Source organism: Pseudalkalibacillus sp. SCS-8 (assembly GCF_040126055.1).
Taxonomy (GTDB): domain Bacteria; phylum Bacillota; class Bacilli; order Bacillales; family Fictibacillaceae; genus Pseudalkalibacillus; species Pseudalkalibacillus nanhaiensis.
The window spans coordinates 1818333-1842183 of record NZ_CP143541.1 but is presented as its reverse complement, the minus strand read 5'-3'; the positions used below and the strand labels follow the sequence as shown (position 1 = coordinate 1842183).

General features: G+C 42.3%; 26 protein-coding genes and 1 pseudogene. 5 read left to right on the top strand and 22 right to left on the bottom strand.

Translation table 11 applies throughout. The annotated features are described in order from the left end of the window. Positions 1–58: 58 nt before the first annotated feature. A complete protein-coding gene (locus V1497_RS09535) occupies positions 59–1882 on the bottom strand; it encodes a PAS domain S-box protein (protein WP_349407330.1) in 1824 nt (607 codons plus the stop codon). A gap of 166 nt (positions 1883–2048) precedes the next feature. Between V1497_RS09535 and V1497_RS09530 the strand changes: the two genes are divergently transcribed. Beyond that, complete coding sequence (locus V1497_RS09530; protein ID WP_349407329.1) at positions 2049–2426, top strand: hypothetical protein; 378 nt, start codon at positions 2049–2051, stop codon at positions 2424–2426. A gap of 39 nt (positions 2427–2465) precedes the next feature. Here V1497_RS09530 and V1497_RS09525 read toward each other — a convergent pair whose 3' ends face one another. The 4 genes from V1497_RS09525 to V1497_RS09510 all read right to left on the bottom strand — a co-directional run bounded on the left by V1497_RS09525 (position 2466) and on the right by V1497_RS09510 (position 5082). Beyond that, a complete protein-coding gene (locus V1497_RS09525) occupies positions 2466–2990 on the bottom strand; it encodes an acyl-CoA thioesterase (RefSeq protein ID WP_349407328.1) in 525 nt (174 codons plus the stop codon). A 95-nt stretch (positions 2991–3085) separates the two neighbouring features. Beyond that, positions 3086–3481 (bottom strand): DUF350 domain-containing protein, encoded by a 396-nt coding sequence (locus V1497_RS09520; RefSeq protein ID WP_349407327.1) that lies wholly within the window; start codon positions 3479–3481, stop codon positions 3086–3088. Between the two features lie 21 nt (positions 3482–3502). Further along, positions 3503–4759 (bottom strand): glutathionylspermidine synthase family protein, encoded by a 1257-nt coding sequence (locus tag V1497_RS09515; RefSeq protein ID WP_349407326.1) that lies wholly within the window; start codon positions 4757–4759, stop codon positions 3503–3505. Positions 4760–4761: 2 nt separating this feature from the next. Then, entirely contained in the window at positions 4762–5082 is a 321-nt protein-coding gene (locus V1497_RS09510; RefSeq protein WP_349407325.1) for a hypothetical protein, read from the bottom strand. A gap of 53 nt (positions 5083–5135) precedes the next feature. On the opposite strand from V1497_RS09510, the gene V1497_RS09505 reads away from it, so the two are divergent. Continuing rightward, entirely contained in the window at positions 5136–5585 is a 450-nt protein-coding gene (locus V1497_RS09505; RefSeq protein WP_349407324.1) for a hypothetical protein, read from the top strand. A 60-nt stretch (positions 5586–5645) separates the two neighbouring features. Here the strand turns inward: V1497_RS09505 and V1497_RS09500 are convergent, their stop codons facing one another. From V1497_RS09500 to V1497_RS09460, 9 genes and pseudogenes are all read right to left on the bottom strand, one after another. After that, entirely contained in the window at positions 5646–6368 is a 723-nt protein-coding gene (locus tag V1497_RS09500) for a DUF817 domain-containing protein (protein ID WP_349410784.1), read from the bottom strand. A 252-nt stretch (positions 6369–6620) separates the two neighbouring features. Further along, on the bottom strand, positions 6621–7592 hold the full coding sequence (locus V1497_RS09495) for an HD domain-containing protein (protein WP_349407323.1): 972 nt from the start codon (positions 7590–7592) through the stop codon (positions 6621–6623). Positions 7593–7664: 72 nt separating this feature from the next. Further along, positions 7665–8147, bottom strand: a complete 483-nt coding sequence (locus tag V1497_RS09490) for a dihydrofolate reductase (RefSeq protein ID WP_349407322.1) — start codon at positions 8145–8147, stop codon at positions 7665–7667. Further along, positions 8144–8443 (bottom strand): thymidylate synthase, encoded by a 300-nt coding sequence (gene thyA / locus V1497_RS09485; protein WP_414703559.1) that lies wholly within the window; start codon positions 8441–8443, stop codon positions 8144–8146. The genes V1497_RS09490 and thyA (V1497_RS09485) overlap by 4 nt, the downstream gene beginning before the upstream one ends. A 265-nt stretch (positions 8444–8708) precedes the next feature. Further along, positions 8709–9206 (bottom strand): annotated as a pseudogene (gene thyA, locus V1497_RS09480) (thymidylate synthase); the annotation flags it as partial. A gap of 121 nt (positions 9207–9327) precedes the next feature. Further along, a complete protein-coding gene (locus V1497_RS09475) occupies positions 9328–9978 on the bottom strand; it encodes a YpjP family protein (protein WP_349407321.1) in 651 nt (216 codons plus the stop codon). A gap of 113 nt (positions 9979–10091) precedes the next feature. Continuing rightward, the gene (spoIIP, locus tag V1497_RS09470; protein WP_349407320.1) at positions 10092–11273 is read right to left on the bottom strand and encodes a stage II sporulation protein P; all 1182 of its coding nucleotides are present in this window, start codon (positions 11271–11273) and stop codon (positions 10092–10094) included. A 161-nt stretch (positions 11274–11434) separates the two neighbouring features. Further along, positions 11435–11821 (bottom strand): sporulation phosphorelay system protein KapB, encoded by a 387-nt coding sequence (gene kapB, locus V1497_RS09465; protein WP_349407319.1) that lies wholly within the window; start codon positions 11819–11821, stop codon positions 11435–11437. A gap of 14 nt (positions 11822–11835) precedes the next feature. Beyond that, the gene (locus tag V1497_RS09460; protein WP_349407318.1) at positions 11836–12735 is read right to left on the bottom strand and encodes a rhodanese-related sulfurtransferase; all 900 of its coding nucleotides are present in this window, start codon (positions 12733–12735) and stop codon (positions 11836–11838) included. Between the two features lie 115 nt (positions 12736–12850). Between V1497_RS09460 and V1497_RS09455 the strand changes: the two genes are divergently transcribed. Further along, positions 12851–13381, top strand: coding sequence for an HAD family hydrolase (locus V1497_RS09455; RefSeq protein ID WP_349407317.1), 531 nt, complete (start codon positions 12851–12853; stop codon positions 13379–13381). Between the two features lie 32 nt (positions 13382–13413). Here the strand turns inward: V1497_RS09455 and sleB are convergent, their stop codons facing one another. From sleB to V1497_RS09425, 6 genes are all read right to left on the bottom strand, one after another. Next, complete coding sequence (gene sleB, locus V1497_RS09450) at positions 13414–14067, bottom strand: spore cortex-lytic enzyme (protein WP_349407316.1); 654 nt, start codon at positions 14065–14067, stop codon at positions 13414–13416. Between the two features lie 165 nt (positions 14068–14232). Beyond that, positions 14233–14421 carry a glutaredoxin family protein gene (locus tag V1497_RS09445; RefSeq protein WP_349407315.1) on the bottom strand — a complete coding sequence of 63 codons (189 nt, stop codon included), beginning with the start codon at positions 14419–14421 and terminating at the stop codon, positions 14233–14235. A gap of 235 nt (positions 14422–14656) precedes the next feature. Continuing rightward, positions 14657–15571, bottom strand: coding sequence for a rhodanese-related sulfurtransferase (locus V1497_RS09440; protein ID WP_349407314.1), 915 nt, complete (start codon positions 15569–15571; stop codon positions 14657–14659). A 125-nt stretch (positions 15572–15696) separates the two neighbouring features. Further along, positions 15697–16725 (bottom strand): low-specificity L-threonine aldolase, encoded by a 1029-nt coding sequence (gene ltaE / locus V1497_RS09435; RefSeq protein ID WP_349407313.1) that lies wholly within the window; start codon positions 16723–16725, stop codon positions 15697–15699. Positions 16726–16801: 76 nt separating this feature from the next. Further along, complete coding sequence (locus V1497_RS09430; protein ID WP_349410783.1) at positions 16802–18112, bottom strand: MFS transporter; 1311 nt, start codon at positions 18110–18112, stop codon at positions 16802–16804. A 54-nt stretch (positions 18113–18166) separates the two neighbouring features. Next, entirely contained in the window at positions 18167–18967 is an 801-nt protein-coding gene (locus V1497_RS09425) for a class I SAM-dependent methyltransferase (RefSeq protein ID WP_349407312.1), read from the bottom strand. 137 nt (positions 18968–19104) lie between these two features. Here V1497_RS09425 and V1497_RS09420 point away from each other — a divergent pair, with 137 nt between their 5' ends. Together V1497_RS09420 and V1497_RS09415 are read left to right on the top strand one after the other, a co-directional pair. Beyond that, the gene (locus V1497_RS09420; RefSeq protein WP_414703639.1) at positions 19105–19293 is read left to right on the top strand and encodes a YjcZ family sporulation protein; all 189 of its coding nucleotides are present in this window, start codon (positions 19105–19107) and stop codon (positions 19291–19293) included. A 255-nt stretch (positions 19294–19548) separates the two neighbouring features. Then, positions 19549–21711 carry an MMPL family transporter gene (locus tag V1497_RS09415; protein ID WP_349407311.1) on the top strand — a complete coding sequence of 721 codons (2163 nt, stop codon included), beginning with the start codon at positions 19549–19551 and terminating at the stop codon, positions 21709–21711. A 383-nt stretch (positions 21712–22094) separates the two neighbouring features. Here V1497_RS09415 and V1497_RS09410 read toward each other — a convergent pair whose 3' ends face one another. Then, positions 22095–22877: an ABC transporter permease gene (locus V1497_RS09410; RefSeq protein WP_349407310.1), complete on the bottom strand. Its 783-nt coding sequence runs from the start codon at positions 22875–22877 to the stop codon at positions 22095–22097. Then, positions 22874–23842 carry an ATP-binding cassette domain-containing protein gene (locus tag V1497_RS09405; protein ID WP_349407309.1) on the bottom strand — a complete coding sequence of 323 codons (969 nt, stop codon included), beginning with the start codon at positions 23840–23842 and terminating at the stop codon, positions 22874–22876. Before V1497_RS09405 ends, V1497_RS09410 begins: the two co-directional genes overlap by 4 nt. Positions 23843–23851: the final 9 nt, after the last annotated feature.

Here is a 23851-nt window from a genome sequence, read left to right as displayed (position 1 = left end):
CGGTCAACCTTTTCATTTTTATCCCCATCACCTGCCCCCACCACAATCACCGAATTCATTACTGATAGGGTAATGAGATTGTCACTTTTGTGCCTTTATCAATTTCGCTCTCAAACGTGACCGTTCCATCATGATTGGAAATGATTTTCTTGCTGATCATCAGACCAAGTCCTGTTCCGTTGTCTTTCGTCGTAAAAAAGGGTGTCCCGATCTTATCCAGGTCATCCTCAGATATCCCACAACCGTTATCTTCAATAATGATATGGATATGTTTCTGATTCTTACGCAAAGAGATTTGGATTTTTCCGCCATAAGAACATGCTTCAATCGCATTCTTCGTATAGTTCAATAATACTTGTTTCAATTGATTTTCATCACAAAATATAGCAGGCAAATCCTCATCCATATCAACATTCACCTCGATCCCTTCCATTAGAGCCTGGCTGTCAATCAAGGTCAACACATGCGTCAACATATGATCAAGCTGTGTTTCTTTGAATTTTGAAACTTGTGGCTTAGCTAATAGTAGGAACTCACTAACAATCATGTTAATCCGATCGACTTCTGATAACATGAGCTCGTAATAATTCTTTGACAGTTCATCACCGTTCGAGTGAAAGTATTGTAAAAATCCTTTAAGAGAGGTCAAAGGGTTACGAATCTCGTGGGCAATACTTGCTGCTAATTGGCCTACTACAGCTAACTTGTCAGAATTCCGCAACAGTTCCTCAGTGTCCTTTCTCTCCGTTAAATCTCGTACGACCATGACAATCGAGGTGATTTCATTTTTCTTATTCAAGACAGGCATACATCTTGCTTCTAGAGGAATCCAATTTCCATTAGAGTGCCGTTCTCTGAATTCAATGTTAATCGGTTGTTTCTTATGAAGCATTTCATTGTAGTTTGTAGAGAGTTCCTCTCGATCATCGGGATGGACGTTGGCGAATACATCTCCTGATGGATAGTCTTCCACTTCTTTTCCGAGAATCATCTGATGGGAAGGTGAGATATAGATGATTTCGTTGTCGACCGTGATGACTCGGATCATATCTGCCGTATTTTCAGCAATAAGACGATACTTCGCTTCACTTTCCCTCAATTCAAGCTCAGATTTCTTACGCTCTGTTATATCCCGAAGAATGTTGGCCATACCGATCATTTCACCATCTTCATCATAGATCGGCGAATAGGTAATTGCGACGTCTATCAACTTCCCATCCTTACGTTTTCGAACAGTTTCATATTCCACAACGGATTTGCCTGATTTCACCTTTCGTTGAAGGAACTCGACTTCTTTCCGATAGGATTCATCGGGAATCGTAACGACTTTGCTGCCGATCAGCTCCTCCCTGGAATAAAGAAAAATGTCTTCAGTAGCTTGATTCAGCTTTATGATATTCCCGTCTAGATCAAATAACCCGATTGCATCTGCTGAATGGTTAATGAAGGATTCCCAGTATGTGTTGGCTACCTTCGAATCGTTCTTTTGAGAGATTTCATCATCCACTGCCTTCGCTTGAACAAATCTGCCGATCACTTCTCCATCGTAAAGAATCGGTATACTGCTTATATCGATCATGTTGTCTTTACTTTCTGATTTGATAATCCCTTTCAACCTTTGTGTGTCACGTAGGTGCATTCCATTAAAAAATGTTTCTTCATCATGAAAAATAATCAACTCATTTAGGGCAACCGGATGCTCCTTCATCTTTCGCATAATGGATTTTCCGGCTTTATTTACGTTGATGATCATACCTTCCAAATCGATGGCCCAAATCGCATCATCATTCAATTCGAATAAGGTCTGATACATGGATGATTGAAGCAGTTGCTGTAAATCATGGGTTTGAGTTTGAGAAGTCATTTTACGATTGGAATACATACGGATACCTCACTGGTTTTATTCTTTATACATTATTAGACAAATACCGCATTTCACCTGCTCATTTTTGTAAAAATTCTGTTTTTTTGTCAATATATTTGATTTGATGTCGATTATACTCAGATGTACGGTGAACGTTTCGTTTTCCGGCTAATGTGGAACTTGTATGTATAAGACATTTACTAAAGAGGTGGTTGACTTGAAAGAACGGAATACGTATTTTGTATCTCCAAAAGGTGACCTATACCCTATGAAGACTGATGCACAATTGCAATTGTTTGAAATTGAAGCGACCGATGAAGAATTATATTATTTCAAAGCTGCTGTCGAAGATTTCAATTCGTCTGAAGATGCGGAGAAAGAGGATTTCTGGTCCTTAGCTCACTTTAAAGAATCTGAAGTGGATCAGGATCGACAAGTCACATATTCCAAGTTGCTCGAAATTTATAAGTGGATCTATACGTTAGGAACGTCCAATACGAAGAAAGAAATTGAAAGGATGGACATCCTTCCTGCATTGAAAGAAAAGCCTCAATTAAGATGAAGTAAAAAGAAGGTGACCGATTAGGTCACCTTCTTTTGGTTATGTTGTTTCCCACGGTTTTTCAGTACCGAATTTTTGAGCCAGCTGCTTACTTTCGTCTCTTCGCTTCCTTCTTCGTTCTGCTCTCTTCGGGGCACCATCAAATAACCACTTTTCCTCCTCTGTTTCAGGTATGACACCAGGAACAGGAGCCGGCTTACTGTTCTCATCGACTGCAACGAAAGTCAGGAAAGATAAAGCACATAACTTCCGCTCTCCAGTCAGCAGGTTTTCCGAAACGACCTTTACAAAAACCTCCATTGACGTACGATGTGTCCAAGAAACGAAGGCTTCAAGGCATACGGAATATCCCTCCTTTATCGGATGCAGAAAGTCAACCGAATCACTAGAAGCAGTAACCACATGTTGACGTGCATGACGGGTTGCAGCAATAGCCGCTACATCATCAATGTAGGCCATCAATTTACCACCGAATAATGTACCATGTGTATTCGTATCTGGAGGCAGTACGTGACTGCTCTTTACAGTCCTTGACTCTCTTACACTTTTCGCTTTTAACGTCATCTTTTACTTACCCCTCAATCTTTATGATAGTTCTATCTTTTACGCGGTAATGATATATCATACACATAGAGGAAGCAAGGATTTGAAATATGGAATCAATACGTTAAGGAGCCTGCAATCGTAAGTCCGAGTGCGATGGAGACAAACAGCAAGAACAGCCCGACTGCTTGATTATCTTCATCAATCGCTTTCGTAATATGGAATTTCGGTGTCAACCATTCAATGATATAGAATGCCAGGATTTGAACGACAATGGCAACAGCTCCCCAAACCACCATATCGTAAAGACTGATGGAGTTCGCAATTGAAGCATAAAGGACAATTGAAAGCCCGATGACCTTTCCTCCCAGCGCATAGGCTGCAGCTTTGTTTCCTTCTGCAATCAATTTAAATTCTTTATTTTTAGTCGTTACTTCAAATAGTAATATTCCAACAATCAAAAGTCCTAAGCCTACAATGAAGTAGGTCAAAAAGTTCCATAATAGTTCCATTCAACGTCATCCTTTCTTTTATTATCCTTTCATACCTAAAGGCAAAAAGTACGCTTTGTTATCCGTGATTTCGTTTCCTGCTCGTAGCCCGATGGCACTTGCTTTCCCTTTTATCAAAAAACTGCCGATCAAGAGGTGCCCGACCTGTAATCCTTTTGTCGTTTTGATGGTTGTTGATGGTAATGGCACATATTGCTGATAGACAGGGGTTGAATCATGATAGGTTTTGTTCTCATCTGCATTTCGCAAGTTACCTTCACCATCAAAGACTTCTACTGTATCCCCTTCCCGCCCATAGCTTGGTTTTTTCACAAACGGAAGTCCCTTCTCGAGAAATGGGGATTCATCCAGGTATGTCGGTAAGAAATAGCTGTGAATCCAATCATGTTCCTCGTTATCGAAGAAAGGATGCTGTTCTTCATGAAGTCCCCAAATGACAGCCTGGACCGCCTTCGATTGGAGAAGGAATGCTGACAAAGGATTGAAACAGATGACGCTTTTGTCATGGATGAGCCTCAACAGGTCAATTCCAATACGCTCTCCGGTCATTGGATCTCGATCATCAATAAGATGTTCTAATGGATATGTTTGTCTGAACAATACATCGATCGGTTCACCCCGATCATCTAGTAAAAGGCTCGTTTCACCTTCCTTCCAGAACTGTAGCTTATGAAGAGGGACATATCGTGCTTCCAGCTGGCTGATTTCCATCAGATAACGTGAGGTCAATCGATCTTCTTCATGGTCTTCATGGGAGGTAAATACGATATTTGCGTCGGCAGGTTTATGTTGGGCTTGGATGCTTTTTATTACGGTCATATGTATCGTCTCTGCAAGTCTTTCCTCAAACCCATCGTTCGGATCTGCAAAACCAAAATGGCTTGCTGCTTGACGGTTTATACAGAATACCTCTTTTTCAAAAGTCGGCGTATCTGCGTTCACTTCCAGCACTTTCAAACCTTCAGATGTTTTCACAAGATCCACCCTTGCTATCAACATCTCTGCTGCAAGGCTTTTCATGCGGATAAATGGAAGTACTTCCTCTGGAAGATCAAGTTGTAACAACGTTTCGTCGTCAAGGTTGCGTAACAAACCAGCTATTTTTATATAAATTTGCCCGACCTTTTCTGTCACATTTCGAATTTCATCAATTTCGCCTCTTGTCATCCCATAACAATCATATAACGCATATTCTTCTCCATTTAAATCAGCCCAAAATTCATCGAATTGTTTGTAAAATTGATCACGTTCTTTGTTATGACGCTCTTGATCAAACACGATTATCCGCCGAACCCTCCTTTTGAACCGGATCCGAATCCACCTTTAAAGCTTTTGCTGGAACGATATTTCTTATAGGCAGAGCTTTTCTTCAATAGATTTTTCGTTTTATAATACTTGCCTGCATAGAAGTAATGCCCATAATAATCTGAATCCCGATCTTCGCATTCATATACACCCTCATCTGCTTCCCATTCCCACTCATTGCAATCTGGATCATCAGGTTCAGGTGGAAGGCTTTGTTGACTGCATCCTGTCATGGATGACGCTACGACAGTGGATAATACCCCTGTCATGAGTTTTTTTGTTTTTGACCCTTTCATCAGGTTCCCTCCTCTTATATAATCTTACTATCTCTACTATGGTGGTGAATGCAATGAATACACTCACAGATCGATTGGAATATCGGCTATTCGATGAAAGAAACGGCTTTCCAGCTCTCTATCATTACGAAGGTTTGACCACAGGCGAGCTTTTCGCTCGACGAATGTGTGATTTTTATATTAAGAACAACCAAATCTACTCGAAGACCTCCACAGCATATGAATCCGACTTGTTCGTCATCTACCTATCGATTGACTCAAAAGAAGAAGTATTTGACGATGCGCCTACTTATGAATATGTCACACTTGAACTTCGCGAATGGAAAGAATATGTTGATTCCCCTATTCTTCACACCATTGCGTGTCAAAACCACGAAGAGGTTCTCGGTTACATTGGATCTGATTATATCCAATTGCAGGGTAATGAATATGAAAAGGTTGCTGCTGAAATCGATGAAGATCGACGTGCTTATATCCTGTACGTCCAACCCTCTTCCATTTAATGTACGGATGAACGGCAAAAAAGATTCATCAGCATGAAAGGGTTGTTTCCCGTTATATGATCAACCCTTCTCTTGCTTCAACATTTTAAGTTGGGCAACAATTAGGAAGCTCACAATGACAAGTAAGAACCAGGAACTGAGTTTTCCTAAATCCACGATTAACCACGCTTCCTGTTGGTAAGGATAGTGCCACGCTTTGAAGAATGTAGCGATATTTTCAGCGACCCACACGAAGAACCCGATAAGAAAGTAAGCAAGAGTGATGGGCATTTGATAAAGATGGCCTCTTACCCGGAACAGGACACGTGTCCGAAAGAACAAGATGAATAGCAGGGCAATCAACCACCAGCGTATGTCGACCGTATAATGGTGGGTAAAGAAATTCAGATAAATGGCTGCCCCAAGAACGATGGTCATAATCGAATTTGGCCATTCCTTAATCTCCACGTCAAGCCTTCTCCATGCCTGACATAAATAACTGGCGACGCTTGCGTACATGAACCCGCTATATAACGGGACGCCATACAATTTTGAATAGGCTTCCTCTGGATAGGACCACGATCCCATATTCACTTTGAATAATTCCAATAAAATACCGATTAAGTGGAACACACAGATGACTTTCAGTTCATCTATTGATTCAAAACGTGTGACAAGCATGAGAATCTGAGTCGTTACACAGATCAGTAACAGCATATCGTATCGTGGGATTGCTATGTAAGCTTTTAATTGATCAGTCAAAAACAAGCTCGTAAAGATGATTAGAGGAAAAATACAAGACATCGCTTCATGATAAGTAAAATACGTCAGATCCTTGAGATATCGAAACCCCTTTTCATAAACGACTTCCAACCCAACCCCCCCTTTGAATCCAACTCTACGATTTGTGATGCTTTTCCGAATGTCCTTTCCTTTATGGGTATTGCTGAAATTTAAATTATTTACAAAAAATCGATTGAAATTCAAAGTAGTTTGAGTCAATTTCTTTATAAAAGATAAGTTAATATTTTTAATATTAGTACGGTACGTGAAATTTTATGTTGTTACTTTGATTCTTGTACCTTCCATTGATCTTTTCCGAGCTGTTTCCTTCATCGCTCTCACTTTTTCTGAGCGTTCACTGATTGGTATACTCGTGTCCGACACGATGACATCCGGGTCAATCAGCCTCATCTTCTTTTTTACTGAAATGTCATAATCTACGTCCGCATATTCTAGTTGAACGTTCGTTGTCAAGCCGTCCAGCATCCTTTTTATATCTGAATTAGTTGAGTCTTTCAATTTTTCTAGAAGTTTTTCATCGGTTAACATGAAGTCATCCTCCGTAAGGATGTTTAGATCAAGTGATGCTTTCAGAAGTTCTGCCATCATATGATTGCTGTATATGTTCAGTGGGTGTAAGAAGAAATCCAATACTTCCCGATAATAAACTTCTACAAACCATTCTGCTGCATAATCATCTTTCAGATGAATCCTGCCATCGAATAATGTCATGCTTTCAATGAACTGCTCCACCTCTGCTCTTGTAATTTCTCCATATTCATAGAGATCCCTCAGTGTATAATCAATACGATCAGCACATAAGTGTGGTGCAGGCTGTTCGAGAATTCCCCATTTCGATTCATCTAAAATTGGCTCCAGATCAAACTGATGGTTCTTCAAGATGACCGGTATATCCGATTGTAGGACAATCTTGTCCTTGATCAGTTCATGGTAGTTTTCTTCTTTTTGTTTCAAAGCATCGTCCACAACGTGGGAAAAGGCCGTATGAGATACGTCGTGGAGAAGCCCTGCAATCTGCTCTTCCAAACTACCACCTAATAGTCGGATTAAACACATGACGCCTACCGAGTGGTCAAATCTTGTATTCTTCCATTTCGGGTTGACGAGATAACTCGCTCCGTTTTGATGGACATCCTTCAGCCGTTGTACAGCATCGGAGTTTATTAAATCCGCCAACACGGGTTCAAGCTCAAATGTGCCGTATAATGAGTCCTTTATGTACAATGTTTTCACTCCTTTAAAAGAAAAAGAAGGGTGTCTGACTTGGGTCAGACACCTTCTGATACACACTTGATGTCAGTCTGTCTTACGGTCATAAATACAGAAATAATAGTCGTAAGGGTTTTTATCGTCTTTAATCCCTTTTTCTTTTGATGTTAATTTCCATTCTGATTCATCAAATTCAGGGAAAAATGTGTCCCCTTCAAATTCATGATCAATGTAAGTCAAGTAGAGACGATCAGCATCATCAAGTACTTGTTCGAAAATTTTCGCCCCACCGATGACGATCATTTCATCCCCATCTTGCTGCAACGCTTCTTCAATTGAATGGGTCACGATGCACCCTTCTGCTGTGTAGTTTTTATCGTTGGTTACAATGACATTTTTACGATTCGGTAAAGGTTTACCGATCGATTCATAGGTTTTGCGACCCATGATAATGGTGTGTCCAGTAGACACTTGTTTGAACCATTTCAAATCCTCAGGTAAATGCCACGGCAGATCGTTGTTCTTTCCAATTACCTGGTTCTTATCCATCGCGAAAAGTAAAGAAATCATACAGAAACGGCTCCTTTAATGTGTGGATGTGGATCGTAATTTTCAAGGGTGAAATCTTCAAATTTAAAGTCAAAGATCGATTTCACTTCCGGATTGATTTTCATTGTTGGAAGCTCACGCGGTTCTCTTGTGAGCTGCAATTCAACCTGCTCAATATGATTCAAGTAGATATGCGCATCCCCGAACGTATGTACAAACTCACCTGGTTCGAGGTCACACACCTGTGCAATCATCATCGTTAGTAATGCATAGGATGCAATGTTAAATGGTACTCCTAAGAATGTGTCAGCTGACAAAATATTCGACCATGCTCGCTAGTCATGACCCGTTCTCTTATGAACTGCTGCATGTCACCATGCAGATTAGACTATATCATCATCCCTTAAAAAAGGATGCTCTACGTTTCGAGTGTCAATCGCTTACACCCTACGAGCGAATAGCTCTAGTCGTTCGGCATTACTTCCTCATTGGAAGTTTAGCACGGGATTGTCTCCTGAGAGAGTTTCCCCGTTTAGTAGAGTTTTTCAATACAGATTACTCTGTAAAGGCGCTCAACTGTTAACGCTGATAAAGCTGACACGATAACTTGCCGTCATTCACATAGAACTGGAACAGACAGTGACATGGGGTGAGAGCCATCTCATCGAGTTCTCCCGCATTCCAAGCATTGACCACAAGTCTTCTCGAGTCGGGGTTTCGCTTGATTTCCTCGATGACTCGCGTAATTTGGTCGACTGTTCCACCATCCGGTTTCGTCCAGGAACGCCATTGCTTTCCGTAAACTGGACCGAGATCTCCATTTTCATCCGCCCATTCGTTCCAGATCCGAACGCCATTTTCCTGAAGATATTTGACATTCGTATCGCCATCTAGAAACCAAAGCAGTTCATGAATGATCGATTTTAAATGGAGCTTTTTCGTGGTGACCATCGGAAACCCTTTTTGTAGGTCGAACCTCATCTGGTACCCGAATACACTGATCGTTCCAGTTCCCGTGCGGTCATCTTTTTTTGTACCATTTTCTAAAATATGTCGGCACAAATCCAGGTATTGTTCCATGAAATCCCTCTCTTCCATTCAAATTTTTATAGCTTGTACCAATTATAGCATTATGAAATCGAGGTCGAAATGTTAAATCGAACGCCTTGCTCAATAAAAAAGCAACCTAGATATAGGTTGCTTAACTCATCCAATTTGGTGGCGTATTTTTGTCCCAGTAGATGCTTCCGAGTTCATGATGACTCGCGAAGTCGTCTCGAGCATCATGATAATGGAACGTAAACCAGTAGCCCTGTCCTGGAGGGTGTTCCCTTCGCACATGCAACCGGAAAACATCCTTCTTTGTCATTTCATTCTTGATGTGGAAGATCTTTTCCCCCGTTCCGCTGGCCGGACGTTCTGAAATGGTCAAATTCCTCAAGGCCATATCATCCATTTGTTCACTTAATTTTGCAATCGTCTCTTCAATTTTCGGCAAAATGACAGTACGGAACTCGTCCCCGCGTTTAGCCTCGATTCGCTCACCAAATTTCTCTTTCGTCTGTTCTGTCGCTTGATGAACGGTGTAAGCGATAAATGCTTCCTGTAATTCCTCAGTGTTGTCGTATGTAGCAGCAATCTCCTGCCACGGTTTTTTCAGGAGTTCTGCTGGTTCACTATATTCACCGGTTTCATCATAATCATTTGTGAAACCTTCAAAGTCGATGGAAGCACTCGATTTCGTTGCTGCTCCTTCATCGCTCTCTGCCAATAGATGTGGCGGAGGTGTGACTGTTCCTAACGTAAATACCGTAATCAGTACGACAAGTGTTTTCCTTAACCAGTTCGGCATCAGCATTCAACCTCAGTTTAAGTGATTTCGTAATGTCATTATCTCATAGGTGGATGAACCAAAGTGTGAGAATAATGTGAAGATTTTACGTCACTTAAACAATTCGACATGGGTTATTGTCCTCCTGCATTTACTTTTTCAGCTTTCCAATAATAATCTGCGAATACGTCTGCGAACGCTTCTAAGGATCGGTGGATTTCTTCTAAATTGTTATCCACTCCGCCGACCTCTAGCAAAATGGCCCGGTTGGATAAGTCTTGGTTGTATACGCCGTTTCCTTCGCTTTTTGGCTTTAAAAAGACACCTCGACTCAGACCAGGGAACTTTTTATTCAATGAATAGTGTAATTCTTCTGCTAACCGTGCATTTTTCTCATGTTCAAGATTACCTTTACCTATGACGAAAAATAGTTTGGCATAAGGTTTACCATTAATCTCGACAGTTGTTTTGTCTTTACGCAGAGAATCTCGATGTAAATCGAATAAATAAGTCAGGTCTTTGTTTTGTGCAAAAGCAGCAGTAACCATTTCTCGTGATAATTGATATGCATGTGCATGCTCCCAGCCGCGGTTGATTAATTTTTCTCCCATATTCGTCCGATCTTGAAGAGTGCCAATCCCTTTTTGCTCCAGTTCGTTCGTGAGGATCTCTCCTACTCTGATCATGTTCGCTTTTGAATTTGGAGAAGTCGCATCATCTGGGTCTTTTACTCCCTTCAGCAAAGGAAGGAACGATTCATACGAATGAGATTGATAGACGTACACAACCTTCCGGCCATTCGTTGTCATTTTAGGAGCAGGTTTATCATTATTATCTTCAACCTTTAGCTTTTCTTCTGCAACCTCACGTTCTTTCAATAACACATCAAGAGGTGGGGCTGACTCAATCGGTAAGTTCGTATAATCGGTCCCCTCTCCAGCTACCAAGATTTCTGTATCAAAGATCGCAAAACCGGGCAGCTCCCTCCCTAACAAGGAGCGGATGTCTCCTGGTTTGATGTTCGTTGCCAATTCAAATGATAAGCTTTGGATTGACGGGGGTACGTAAGATTGAGGCAAGCCTTGCTGGAAATATGGGTTGACTGTCCCCATAAAGGTGACCAATTGTTCCGTTGAAAAAATGTTCAATGTCCCCTTCATTGAACTGGATTGGAATCTCTTTTCAAAGAAAGACGATGCAAGAATGGAAACAGTAATGAAAAGAAGCAATACAATGACCGTATACATACCTGCACGTTTCACGAACGTCTCTTTGTTCGACTTTTTCAAATTATAGAGGAGTCGATTGTGCTTCATCCAAACCCATTCCTTCCATTTAGCTTTATATCCTATGGATATGTACAAGCTGATCAAAATAGAATTCGTTTTTTAAGAGATTTGGATGTTTTAATAGGAAAGTCCAGTATGCACAATAGAAAAAAACCGCATCAATCTTTAATTGACACGGTTCGATAGATTTACTTTTGATAGTCATTCACTAGTATTTCAAGCTTTTGATAGGATGCCTTTGCAAAGTCACTGTCTTCCTTCTTCAAATCATCCATCTGCTTGTGAAGGGCTTCCATCAAGGATGACTGATAATCAGGAATTTCTCCTTCATATCGTTTGATGTTTGATAACGGAACCAGCGCTTTTTCTGTATAGGCGAGCGCCTTGCGTTCGTGGAAAAATTGGACATCAACCTGATTCGGTGCATGCAGATCCCCTTGTTTCGGATGTACAAGTACAGCTAACACCTTCACAACCGCTTTTTGAAGCTTCGGCTTGAAATCAATGACCTCTCCGATATAACGTCCTGTTTTGTACGACGCTGTCACCATATCCCCGACCTCAATCGTTGCCATCGGATCACCTCTTCTTATCGATTTGCCATGTAGGCTTCTTTACATTCACTTGAACAGCAGCTTTCATACTCCTCTTTACACGCATCACATGTAATGTGTAACTTGTCACACTCATCAATTGGACAGTTTACAAATTGTTCAGCAGGCTTTCCGCAATGATGGCACTTACCGACAACCTTCTGATCTTCGGTCTGGTTGATGTCTGTCACCAAACGTTCATCGAACACGAAACACTTTCCGTCGAAATACTGTCCTTTTGTTTCAGGGTCCTGGCCGTATTTAATGATTCCGCCGTGAAGCTGATTGACGTTCTTGAAACCTTCTTTGACAAGGTACCCGGAGAACTTTTCACAGCGGATCCCACCGGTACAGTAGGTCAGAATCTTCTTGTCTTTTTTATCTGCAAGGTTTTTTTTGATCCATTCCGGAAGCTCACGGAATGCTTTGATATCCGGGCGGATTGCATTACGGAAGTGGCCGATGTCGTATTCATAATCATTCCGTGCGTCCAACACGATGACATCTTCATCTTCCAACGCTTCTTTCCATTCCTTTGGGGAAAGATGTTTTCCAGTCACTTCATTCGGATCTAGATCATCTTCTAGTCGCAAGGAAACAATTTCATCTCTCGCTTTTACAGAAATCCGGTTGAAGGTGTGCCCTTCTGAAGCTTCCCGTTTGAACTCCATATCCTTAAAGCGAGGATCGGCATGCAAGGCATCCATATACGCCTCCGTCTGTTCCAGCGTTCCTGAAACCGTACCATTCAGTCCTTCTATTGCGACCATGACACGTCCTAACACGCCAAGCTCCTTACAGAATTTCAAATGCTTACGCGCAAAGTATTCTGGATCATCAATCGTTACGTATTTATAAAAAAGCAAAACCTCATAGCTGTTTTTTTCATTTGTCATATGCAATCACCTTTTTGTAAGTTTTCCAACGTATATCTTACCAAAAAACAAGCCAATCTTCACATGTTATTGCTGAATGTGGGTATGATGTATGTAGCAAGGAGGTTGAGCGAACATGAAAAAGGCTGTTTTTCTCGATCGTGATGGTGTCATCAATCAGAATGAGCGTCCTGTGAATCGACCGGATGAACTGATATTGTTCCCGAAAGCCGGTGAAGCCATTCGATTGTTGAATGAAGCGGGATATTCCGTATTTGTAGTTACGAACCAGGGCGGAGTCGGTCTTGGATACTTAACCGAAAACGACTTTCACGACATCCATGAAAAAATGGAGGAAGACTTGAAAGCAGCAGGAGCATATGTGCATGAAATCCAGGCTTGTATCCATAAACCGAATGCGGGCTGTGTATGTCGAAAACCAGACGCAGGGATGCTTTTGACTCTCGCTGATAAACATGAGATCGATTTGCCGCATAGTTATATGGTCGGTGATCGGATAACAGATATCCAGGCAGGAGAAAAAGCGGGTACGCAAACCATTTTTATCGGGACGGACATGGTTGAGGCAGACTATGTCGCGGAAACGCTTTTTGAGGCGGTCCAATGGATTTTAGAAAGAGACGAACGAGGATGTACGATTGAATAAAGAAAGAGATGACATTGAGTCATCTCTTTTTATTATTCTGCAAAAATGTGCTTTCCGATTTTGACGATTTGATCACGCGACCAAATCCAATCTGATGTGGCTGTGTCCGGGTTGAAATAGAATGTTGCTCCCTTTGATGGGTCCCAACCACGAATTGCGTGATACACAGCGCGATAAGCATCTTTATTCGGCTTCATGTTGTATTGCCCATCAGCTACTGCAGTAAATGCGAGACTGTCAAACAATACATTTTCAACTGTGTTTGGAAAATCGGATGAGTCAACTCGGTTCAAAATAACAGAAGCTACTGCGACCTTCCCTTTAAAAGGCTCGCCACGTGCTTCACCATGAACCATTTGAGCCATCATCTGAATCTCTTCATTGCTGAATGTCGCATTATAAAGTGTTTGGAATGTTTGATGGCCTGCGATACCATCAGCTTTTAGTCCATGATCCCTTTGAAAGCGGATAACAGCATTTTTCGTAATCGGACCGAAAATGCCATCTACATCAGATTTATAATAACCGATCTGTTGAAGACGATTTTGCAAGCTCCATACTTGTCCATAGCGATCACCTACTTGGACTGTCTTCGTATGCGCACTTGCTTGCTCTGTAGGCAATGATACGACTGTTCCAACAGAAAGGGTAATAGCAAGTAACACTTTCATCACATTACTTATCATGTTTACACCTCCTAGGTTCCACTACACCTATATATTGTAAGAGACCCCTAATGTCTGTCTCAATAGGAGTTTAACGGAAGTGTATGCATGTTTTTCCAATCATGAGCATTGTTTACATAACATTATTATCGTCCATAAAAAAGGCAGCATGAATGCCGCCCTTTTTTACGCTAGATTTAATATTCTCGTCAGTCTATCGGGATCAAAGCCAGTCAACACCTGGTCACCGATAATGATCGTCGGAGTTGACATCGAATCATACTTCTCGATCATTTCGTCCCTTGCCTCCGCATTTTCTGCCACATTGTACTGTGTAAACTCGACATTATGATGTGAAAGAAACTCTTTCACCATATGGCAAGGGGGTCAGGAAGGCTGGGAATAAACAATAACGTTTGGTTGTGTCATCTTCAAATCACTCCTTTGTTTCTTAAGTTACCAAAATCAAACGAAATTAATCAAAAAGTTTGCTTGAAAGTGTCAGGCACCGTTTCGGACCCGTTGGTACAACAGTCTTTCGAAACGGTGCCTGACACCTCTTTAGTGAAATAAAGAAGCACTGCAGGTTATGCAGTGCTTTAATGCTCTCTTATGCTTCTTGTTGTTGCATTGCTGCTTTATAACGGTTCCGTGGGTGTTCGCGACACTCATCTGAGCAAGAGCGCATATGCTCTTCTTCACACTCAGGACATGCAACGTGCTGCAGGTTACATTCTGGGTTCGCACAATTTACGTAACGATCCTCTGGCTTACCGCAGTAGTAGCATTTCCCGACAACCTTATCCTCTACTTGGTTGATTGGTACTGAAATTCGTTCATCGAAGACGTAGCATTTTCCGTCGTATAATTGACCCTGCGTTTTCGGGTTCTTGCTGTAGTTAATAATTCCACCGTGTAACTGGTTTACGTCTTCAAATCCTTCTTCTTTCAGGAATCCAGAGAATTTCTCACAACGAATTCCGCCTGTGCAATATGTGAGGATTTTTTTACCTTCAAATTTTTCACGATTTTTCTTGATCCATTCCGGTAATTCACGGAATGTCTGAATGTCCGGACGAATCGCTCCTCTGAAGTGTCCGATGTCATATTCGTAGTCATTACGAGCATCGATGATTACGACATCATCCATCTTCATCGCCTCGTAGAACTCTTCAGGTGACAAGTGTTTCCCTGTTGTGACATTCGGGTTAATTTCTTTCAGGACACCAGAGTTTACGAGTTCCGGACGATAGCGGACGTGCATCTTTTTGAAAGCATGTCCATCTGCTTCATCTATTTTAAACTCAGTATCTTTAAATCGTTCATCGCTTGTTAGAGCTTCGATATAAGCGTCCGTCTTTTCAACCGGACCGGACAACGTACCGTTGATTCCTTCATCAGCAATCAAGATACGGCCCTTCAAGCCGAGCTCCTTACAAAATTTCAAGTGTTCATCTCTAAATTGTTCTGCGTTCTCAATGGGAACGTACTTGTAATAAAGTAATACGCGATATGGTTTTGTCATGTTGAATCACCTATTTCATTAGTATTGTATTGCAGGTACAACACCAGTTACGACATAATATGATAGCAAAAAGGACCTGCTTTTGGCAAGTCCTTTTTTACTAAATTGTATATTAACTTCAATGTTTACACGGTTTGAAGCAATTGATGAAAAGTCTTGATCGTCTGATCGATATCTTCGTCTGTGATGTGATGGTGAGTCGTCAGTCTGATCGTAGTTGGTCCAAATGGGACGGCTAAAATTCCCTGCATTTTCAAAGCTGCCAACAGCTCTTCAACAGAGTTGCTCGTATTGCTGATATCGACGACGACGATATTGGTATCTACCTCGTTCAAAATTTCAACATCAGGTAAATCCTTCAGACCGTCCGCCAATCGCCTTGCACGGACGTGATCCTCCTTCAATCGTTCAGCCATCTCTGTCAAGGCAATTAGACCTGGAGCGGCTAGTACTCCGACCTGTCTCAGTCCTCCCCCCAAACGTTTCCGCCATTTACGTGCACGTTTAATGAAGTCTTGATCCCCAGCGATGATGGAGCCAGCGGGTGCACCTAATCCTTTCGACAAGCAGATTTGTACCGTTGTCGTGTGTTGTGTAAAGGTAGACACGGGCATCTCCAGTTCAGCTGAAGCATTGAAAAGTCTTGCACCATCCAGGTGAACAGGGATGTTAAAATCTGTTGCAATCTGATGGATTTCACACATGTTTTCAATTGGTACGATTGCTCCGCCTGCACGATTATGGGTATTTTCGATACAAATCAGACCTGTCTCTGGAAAATGAATATCGTCTCCTCTGATGGCCTTCTTTAAATCATGCGGGTTGATTTGACCACGATATCCTTTGATCGTACGTGTCTGGACACCGGCAAACGCAGAAATCGCTCCCCCTTCATAGTAGAAGATGTGAGCATCCTCTTCGAGTAGCACTTCATTTCCTGGTTGACAATGAGTCAATACAGCGATTTGATTGCCCTGTGTGCCGCTCGTAACAAACAACGCAGCTTCTTTTCCTAGTATTTCAGCAGCCTTCTCTTCTAATTTTCGTACAGTAGGATCTTCTCCAAAAACGTCATCGCCTACTTCTGCTTCATACATTGCTCGTCGCATTTCCTCAGTCGGTCGTGTTATCGTATCACTTCTTAAATCAATCATATTTACACATCTCCTTAAATTGATTTATTCTCTACTTTCTGTTTCGACAACGAATCAGAAAGCCCTACTATTCATGTCATTTTTCAATCACAACTGTTTCCGTTATAGGTTCCTGATTGTCCGGACGCTCGTCCACCCAGCGATCGATTGATAAATAAATGACGCCTGCAACAATACAGCCTACTCCTAAGATCGTAAAAAGGAGATTACCCAAGCCGACATCAAACAGAAATCCTCCAAGCAGTGGACCCGTCACTCCTCCTAAAATCCATTGCAGTCCTGCAGCTCCCATATATGTACCGCGTAAGTTTTCGGGGGCAAGATTCGCGACGAATGTCATTTGGACAGGTGACATGAGCATTTCCCCTAACGTGTAAAGCCCGTAAATGATCAGAAAAATGACGATGATCAGCCAATAGCTCATTCCAACAGCCGTGAACACTTGTGGGAGCCATCCGACAGCTAGTAAGCCGAAGCCAAATAAAACACATCCATAAAGCATCACTTTTCCAATCGCTCTTGCCCCTGCCCACCTTGAAATCGGGAATTGGAACAGGACCACCAACAAGCCATTGAACGCCAGCATATAGGTATATGGATTCTGGGCATCACTTAACTGTGGCATCGTTTGATCGAAGTGTAACGGGAGCATCCCTTCCGTCTGTGTAAAGGACATCGAAATGACGACACCCGTTAGGATGAATATCAATAAAAGCTTGTCCTTTACCATGACCTGGAATGGACTAGGCAGCTTTTCATCTGGTTCAGGTTGCGTTTTTTCCTTGTCAGATTCCGCTTTCACAATCGATTTGGGTAAACTTTCCCTGATCCAAAGGATGACAATCAACGCATAAAAAAACATACTCATCGCTGAAATCATAAAGATGATCGATTTCGAGAAAAGCACGACGGATGCGCCTATAAGTGGACCGATTGCAGCCCCGATATTATGCCCCATACGGAGGAGGCCGAAAGCTTCCGTACGCTTCTCCGGTTCCGTTACGTCTGCGACCATCGCACTTGCTGCTGGATGGAACAACGAATTGAAAAATCCAAGCAAAAGTGACAAGACGACGAAAGACCAAAAATCATCGAACCAAACAAACCCGAGCATGACGACGCCATTTCCCGCCATGGATCCAACCATCAATGGCTTTCTACCGTATAAATCAGCCAGCCGGCCACCAATCATCGTCCCTATGACAGATGCTAATGGGGATACCCCCATTACAATTCCGACCTCCCAAATATGATCGACTCGATCTTTCAAATAAAGGGCCAAGAACGGTAACAGCATCATAAAGGCTATCCCATTTATCGACTCACCGATAAATCTGATCCATACATTACGGTCCATTTCCCTGTAAGCTTTCCACGTTTCCTTCATCATTTTCCCTGCCTTCTGTTAGTGAAGTGTCAGGCACCTCAAGAAACCTTTGGATTAACAGTCTTTGTCGGAAGTGTCTGACACCAGATCAATATGACCGAAGTGGAAAGCCGAGGTTTTGCGTTTTTCCACTTTGAATCCGAATCGTTCAAAGCGTTTACTTTTCCAATGATCTTTCAATACGACACGTTTTCGTGCGACACGCTTTGCTTCTTCGATCCCTTTTTCTGTCATCGTTTCATAGATTGCATGTTTCTTCAATGGATTGATTCCATCAGAAGACAATATGGATTCCTCAAACATCGGATCGAAATAAACAACATCAAAGCTGTCTGTTTCCAGCTTTTCCAAGTATGGAAGATGGTTCCCTTCTTGTACGTCAATGGAACGCATTGCTTGTACCATATTCCAGTTTTCATGCTGATAAAGCTTTAATCCTATTTTCGTCAATAACGAAATCGTCGGACTCCCCTCTATACCGACGACCTTCCCTCCCTCACCGACCACATATGCTGCTACGATACTGTCTGATGCCCAGCCAAGTGTACAGTCAAGGAAAGACATACCTTCCTGCAAGCCAGTATTCCGGATGAGTGGATCGTCTTCACCTTTTTGCAGCCGTTTGATTCTGAACATCGAGGAATTCGGATGAAAGAAGATCGGGTCTTCATCACTCTGTGCATATAATTTAATTCGTTCCTTTTCGACAACCACGATCCCTTCTCCTGTCATTTCCAGTAATTTCTCAATCGATTGATTGCTCCGCTCGATGTATTTGATTCCAAGCTCCATCCCAAGCTCTCTTGCTCTGGAACGCAAGTGACTTCTTGCCTTTCCTCCTGTTGTAATGATCATCCTGCACCTCTTTTAAAATGGGTTTGTACACAAAAATTCCACGAGTGTCCCCGTTGCCAATAAGGCAATTGTACATATTTTGGTAGTATGACAGACCAGATTATATCAAATATTGGAGGGGAATTCTCTTGGAAAAGATGAAAAAATATATGCCTAAGAAAAAAGAAATGATGGATTATGGATATGATCACTGTTATCCAATGCATCATGGTTATCACGACGGATATGGTGGATGGGACGGATATGGTTTCGTCATCATCGTCGTATTGTTCATTTTATTGATAATTGTAGGTTGTACTTGTGCTGGGGGAAAAGGTAAAGACTAATTTGTGATCATGCCATTCTGCTCAATACCTCCTGGGGGGATACAGGTTTATTGAGTGAATGTTTTTGCATGTTAAAATACAGCCGAACTCATTGTCGGTGACCGTAAGCCATCCAGGCATACATCGGTCACCTCTTTTTCTGTCCAAATGTGAACATTTATAAAAAGAAAACATCCCACAAAAGGAAAGCACCATCTCTAATGGAATGAAGTGTATAATAAAATTAGGCAAGAATTTGGAAAATGGGAGGAAAAAATGAATAACAGGACCTTACATAATGTCGGCACTTTTTTATATCGATACAAAAAATCCGTCATCACCTTTTGGATTGTCTTGGCTGTAGCTCTTGGCTTCTTTGCCTTCAAAATACCTTCAATCCTGGAAGGAAGCGGGTTTGAAACAGAAGGTTCTTACAACGAAACACAAACAATATTGAAAGAAGAATTTGATCAACCGAAATCCTCCATGACGATTATCATTCAATCGGATAAGCATGATGCGGATTCTGAAGCCTTCAAATCCTTCGTGCGGAAGACGATTGAAAATCTCGAGGGCGTTGTCCATTTAACAAGCATCACATCGCCCAATCAGAATACCGATATGACAAAAGAGCGTACCGCTTACATACTTCTTGGTTTTGATAGAGGTTTTAATGATTTGAAGGATTCGATTGAGGAAATCCGAGAGCGATTGAAGGACGAAGAAGGATTTGAGGCTAGCCTGACGGGTGGACCAGTCGTTTCAGAGGACATGAATGAAGCGAGTCAGAATGATCTGAAGCGAGCAGAAGCGATCGGTATCCCTGCAGCACTAGTGATCCTCTTAATCTCATTTGGAGGGGTAGTCGCTGCCTTGATCCCCCTCTTCATCGGAATTATCAGTGTAATCAGTGCTTTCGGGGTTTTATATTTCCTTGGCCTCCAGCTGGATATGTCAATCTTCCTTCTGAATGTCGTACCTATGATTGGTCTTGCTCTTGGAATCGATTTTGCACTCTTGCTCGTGAATCGATTCCGTGAAGAAATCAAGAATGGCTCAATAGAGGCTGCCATTCAAGTCTCGATTCAAACAGCTGGAAGATCCATCGCATTTTCAGGCTTATGTGTATTTCTTGGACTATCCTCGATGCTGTTCATCGACATTGATATTTTCCAAACCGTTGCCATTGGTGGAATGGCTGTCGTCATCTTGTCCGTTATATGTGCGCTTACCTTTCTGCCGGCAGTGCTAGGAGTTTTAGGACATAGGGTCAACAAATGGATGATTTTTAAAGTTCAAGAAAAGAAGACGAGTAATTGGTACCGGTTTGCGAGACTCGTCATGAACCGTCCCGTTACGATGTTCCTGCTTGCACTCGTAATCCTCGTGACTGCCATCACACCGCTTGCAAACTTGAACCTGACGATACCAGAGGCAGAATCGTTGCCGCCATCGTACGAATCCCGTCAGGCTTTTGAAACGTTCAAGGAAACGTTCGGTGAAAAGGAGCTTTATCCTGTTACGATGATTGTGGAACTAGATGAGGCCGACCAAATGCTTTCAAACGATCATCTTGAAAAACTACAACAACTGGAGTCGAAAATCGCTCAAGAAGAGATTGTTGACAGAGTCGAGTCACTCTTTTCGGTGACAGATTTAAAAGCCGACCAACTCCTACCGATGGTGGAACAAGAAACCTTACCAAGTGGCGTTCATCAGGCTGTTGATACGTTCGTCCAACAGGATAAGTCGTTATTTAGAGTGTACCTGAATGTGGATACCACTTCAGATCAAGCCCAAGATTGGGTACGCGATTGGAACGGTAAACATGATGGCTTCGAACTGATATTAGGCGGTAACAGCAAATTCACTCAAGAAATTTTTGATGAAATCTATCAAAAAGCACCCTATGCAATCGGATTTGTGCTGATTTCCACCTATATCATCCTGTTGTTCGCATTCCGTTCCCTCTTCATCCCGCTAAAAGCCATTGTGATGAATGTGATCAGCCTGAGTGCCACATTCGGCATCGTCGTCTGGATCTTCCAGGAAGGACACTTCGTTGATCCAACGGATGGTATAGGATTGATGATACCGGTATTTACGTTCGGAATCGTATTTGGATTAAGCATGGATTACGAGGTTTTCCTCATTTCGAGGATCCAGGAGTATTATCATGAAACGAAGGATAATGACTATGCGACATTGATGGGTCTTACGGCAACGAGTAAAATCATCACTTCTGCTGCAATGATCATGATTGTCGTTACAGGAGCCTTCGCGTTCACCGGTGTCGTACCTGTCAAACAGATGGGTGTATCGATTGCTCTGGCGATCCTCATTGATGCTACCCTTGTCAGGATGGTCCTCGTCCCGTCTCTCATGAAACTGATGGGTCACTGGAACTGGTGGCTTCCAAAACTAAGGCGAACGAGTTAAGACCTACAACAACATAAAAGTGGCTGAGATCACACTGTCAGGCTGTCGAGACTACCTTGCTCGACAGCTTTTCTTTGTGTATTTCTTAGATTTCTTCAAAAAAACTTGCTTTAGGGATTAATATGAACGAAAGAATACGAAAAATCCTCAATTTCACACCCTTTTGGGGCTAAAATCGTTTGAATCAGCAATTATCTACGAAAAATGAAGATTTTCATACAAAAATTTGAAAATATCTACGAAGATGAAGAATTATCTACCAAAACAAAGAATCATCTACAAAAATAAGAATTTATCTACAAAAGTGGATTTTTCAGCTATTATTCAATAAAAAAGCCTGTGAAGAAACACAGGGTTTCTTTACAGACTAACTGAAGCTCCCGTCAGCCTCGGCTGACGGCTTTCTTTGCATTAACGGCAGCAAAGGTTATCGTGATCACACAAATGACGACGATAGCAATTAAGCCTTTCGCAAGTTCCTCCCAAATCCATCCATCAATCAAAACCGCTCGCATGCTTTCAAAAATGTAGGTTGTCGGATTGATTGTCGCGGCTACTTTCAGCCATTGCGCTTCGATCAATTCATAAGGGACAAATGTCGTACTTAAAAAGATGAGCGGAAAAAAGATGAGCGTGCCAGCCTGAGCCGCTTGTGCGTTTTTCGTTCGCAACGCCACACCTGCTGAGTAACCCGCAAACGCGAGCCCCCATCCAATCGCAAGCAAAATCACCATGATCATTCCCGCAAACCCGGTTGCAACGTTGAGGCCCAATAGCAGACCGACAGACAGAATGAGGATCGTCTGTATACACAGCTGGAGCATCCCTGCAATAATCGGCCCAAGGACAATGGCTAGCCTCGATGATGGTGTAAGGAGGAGCTTTGAGAAATATCCGTTTTCCAAGTCTCGGACGAGGGATTGACCTGCTCCACCCGCCCCACCGATTGCTGCGGATACGATTGATACCGGTATGATGAAGGCGAGATAGTTCGCCCCTTCAAACTCCGGAAGCGATGAAATACCACTCAAGCCTCCTTCATAAACGAATAGAAAAAACAAGCTGATCAACAAGTTCGGGATGAACGTGAAAGGATTACGGAGCGTAACTAAAACACTCCGTTTCGTATGTAGATACGTCTCTACAAAGAAAGAGGCTTTGCTCATGCTTGCTCCACACCCCTTTGCGCCTTTTTCAGACGTTCGCCTGTTACATTCAAGAAGACATCATCCAAGGTCGGAGGCGCAACATTCAATTTGATTAATGGAATATGGGATTCATCGAGCTGACGGATGATTTCTGGAAGTTGAGCGGTACCATCTTCAATGTAGATTTGCAGCTGTTCCTTCAAGTCAATGATATTGTCTGCTTTTTGATCAAATAATCTTTTAGCAGTAAGCGCATCTTCCCTGGACTCGAACTGGAGGGTGACAAGATCAACACCGATTGAATTTTTCAATTCTTCAGCAGTACCTGTGGCAACGATCGTCCCCTTATCTATGATGCTGATCCGATCAGCCAATTGATCTGCCTCCTCCAAGTATTGCGTCGTTAGGAAAATCGTCGTACCGATTTCTTTGTTCAAGTGTCGGATTTCTTCCCAGACAGCTTTCCGATTCATCGGATCAAGCCCGGTGGTCGGCTCATCAAGAAAAAGGACTCTCGGGCTATGTACTAGGGCCAGAGCGAGATCCAAACGACGACGCATGCCTCCTGAGTAATTTCCACATTGACGATCGGCATCACCTGTCAAATCAACAAGTTCAAGCAATTCAGCCGCACGTGCCTTCGCTTGAGAGGCGGTCAATCCGAAAAGCCTTGATTGGAGGATGAGAAGCTCTCTTCCAGTCAAATTCGGATCTACTCCTGTTTCCTGCAAGGCGACCCCGATGTTTTGACGGATTTTTTCTGGCGATTTCTCCGTATCATATCCTGCTACCGTAATTTGTCCTGAGGTAGGAGTAAGCAGCGTAGTAAGCATTTGTACAGTCGTCGACTTCCCGGCACCATTGGGCCCCAAGAAGGCAAAAAACTCCCCTTCCTTCACCTCGAACGATACATCTTTTACTGCTTCTACATTACCTTTGAATGTTTTCTTAAGATTTTCTGCTTTGATGATCGGTGTAGCCAAAACAATCAC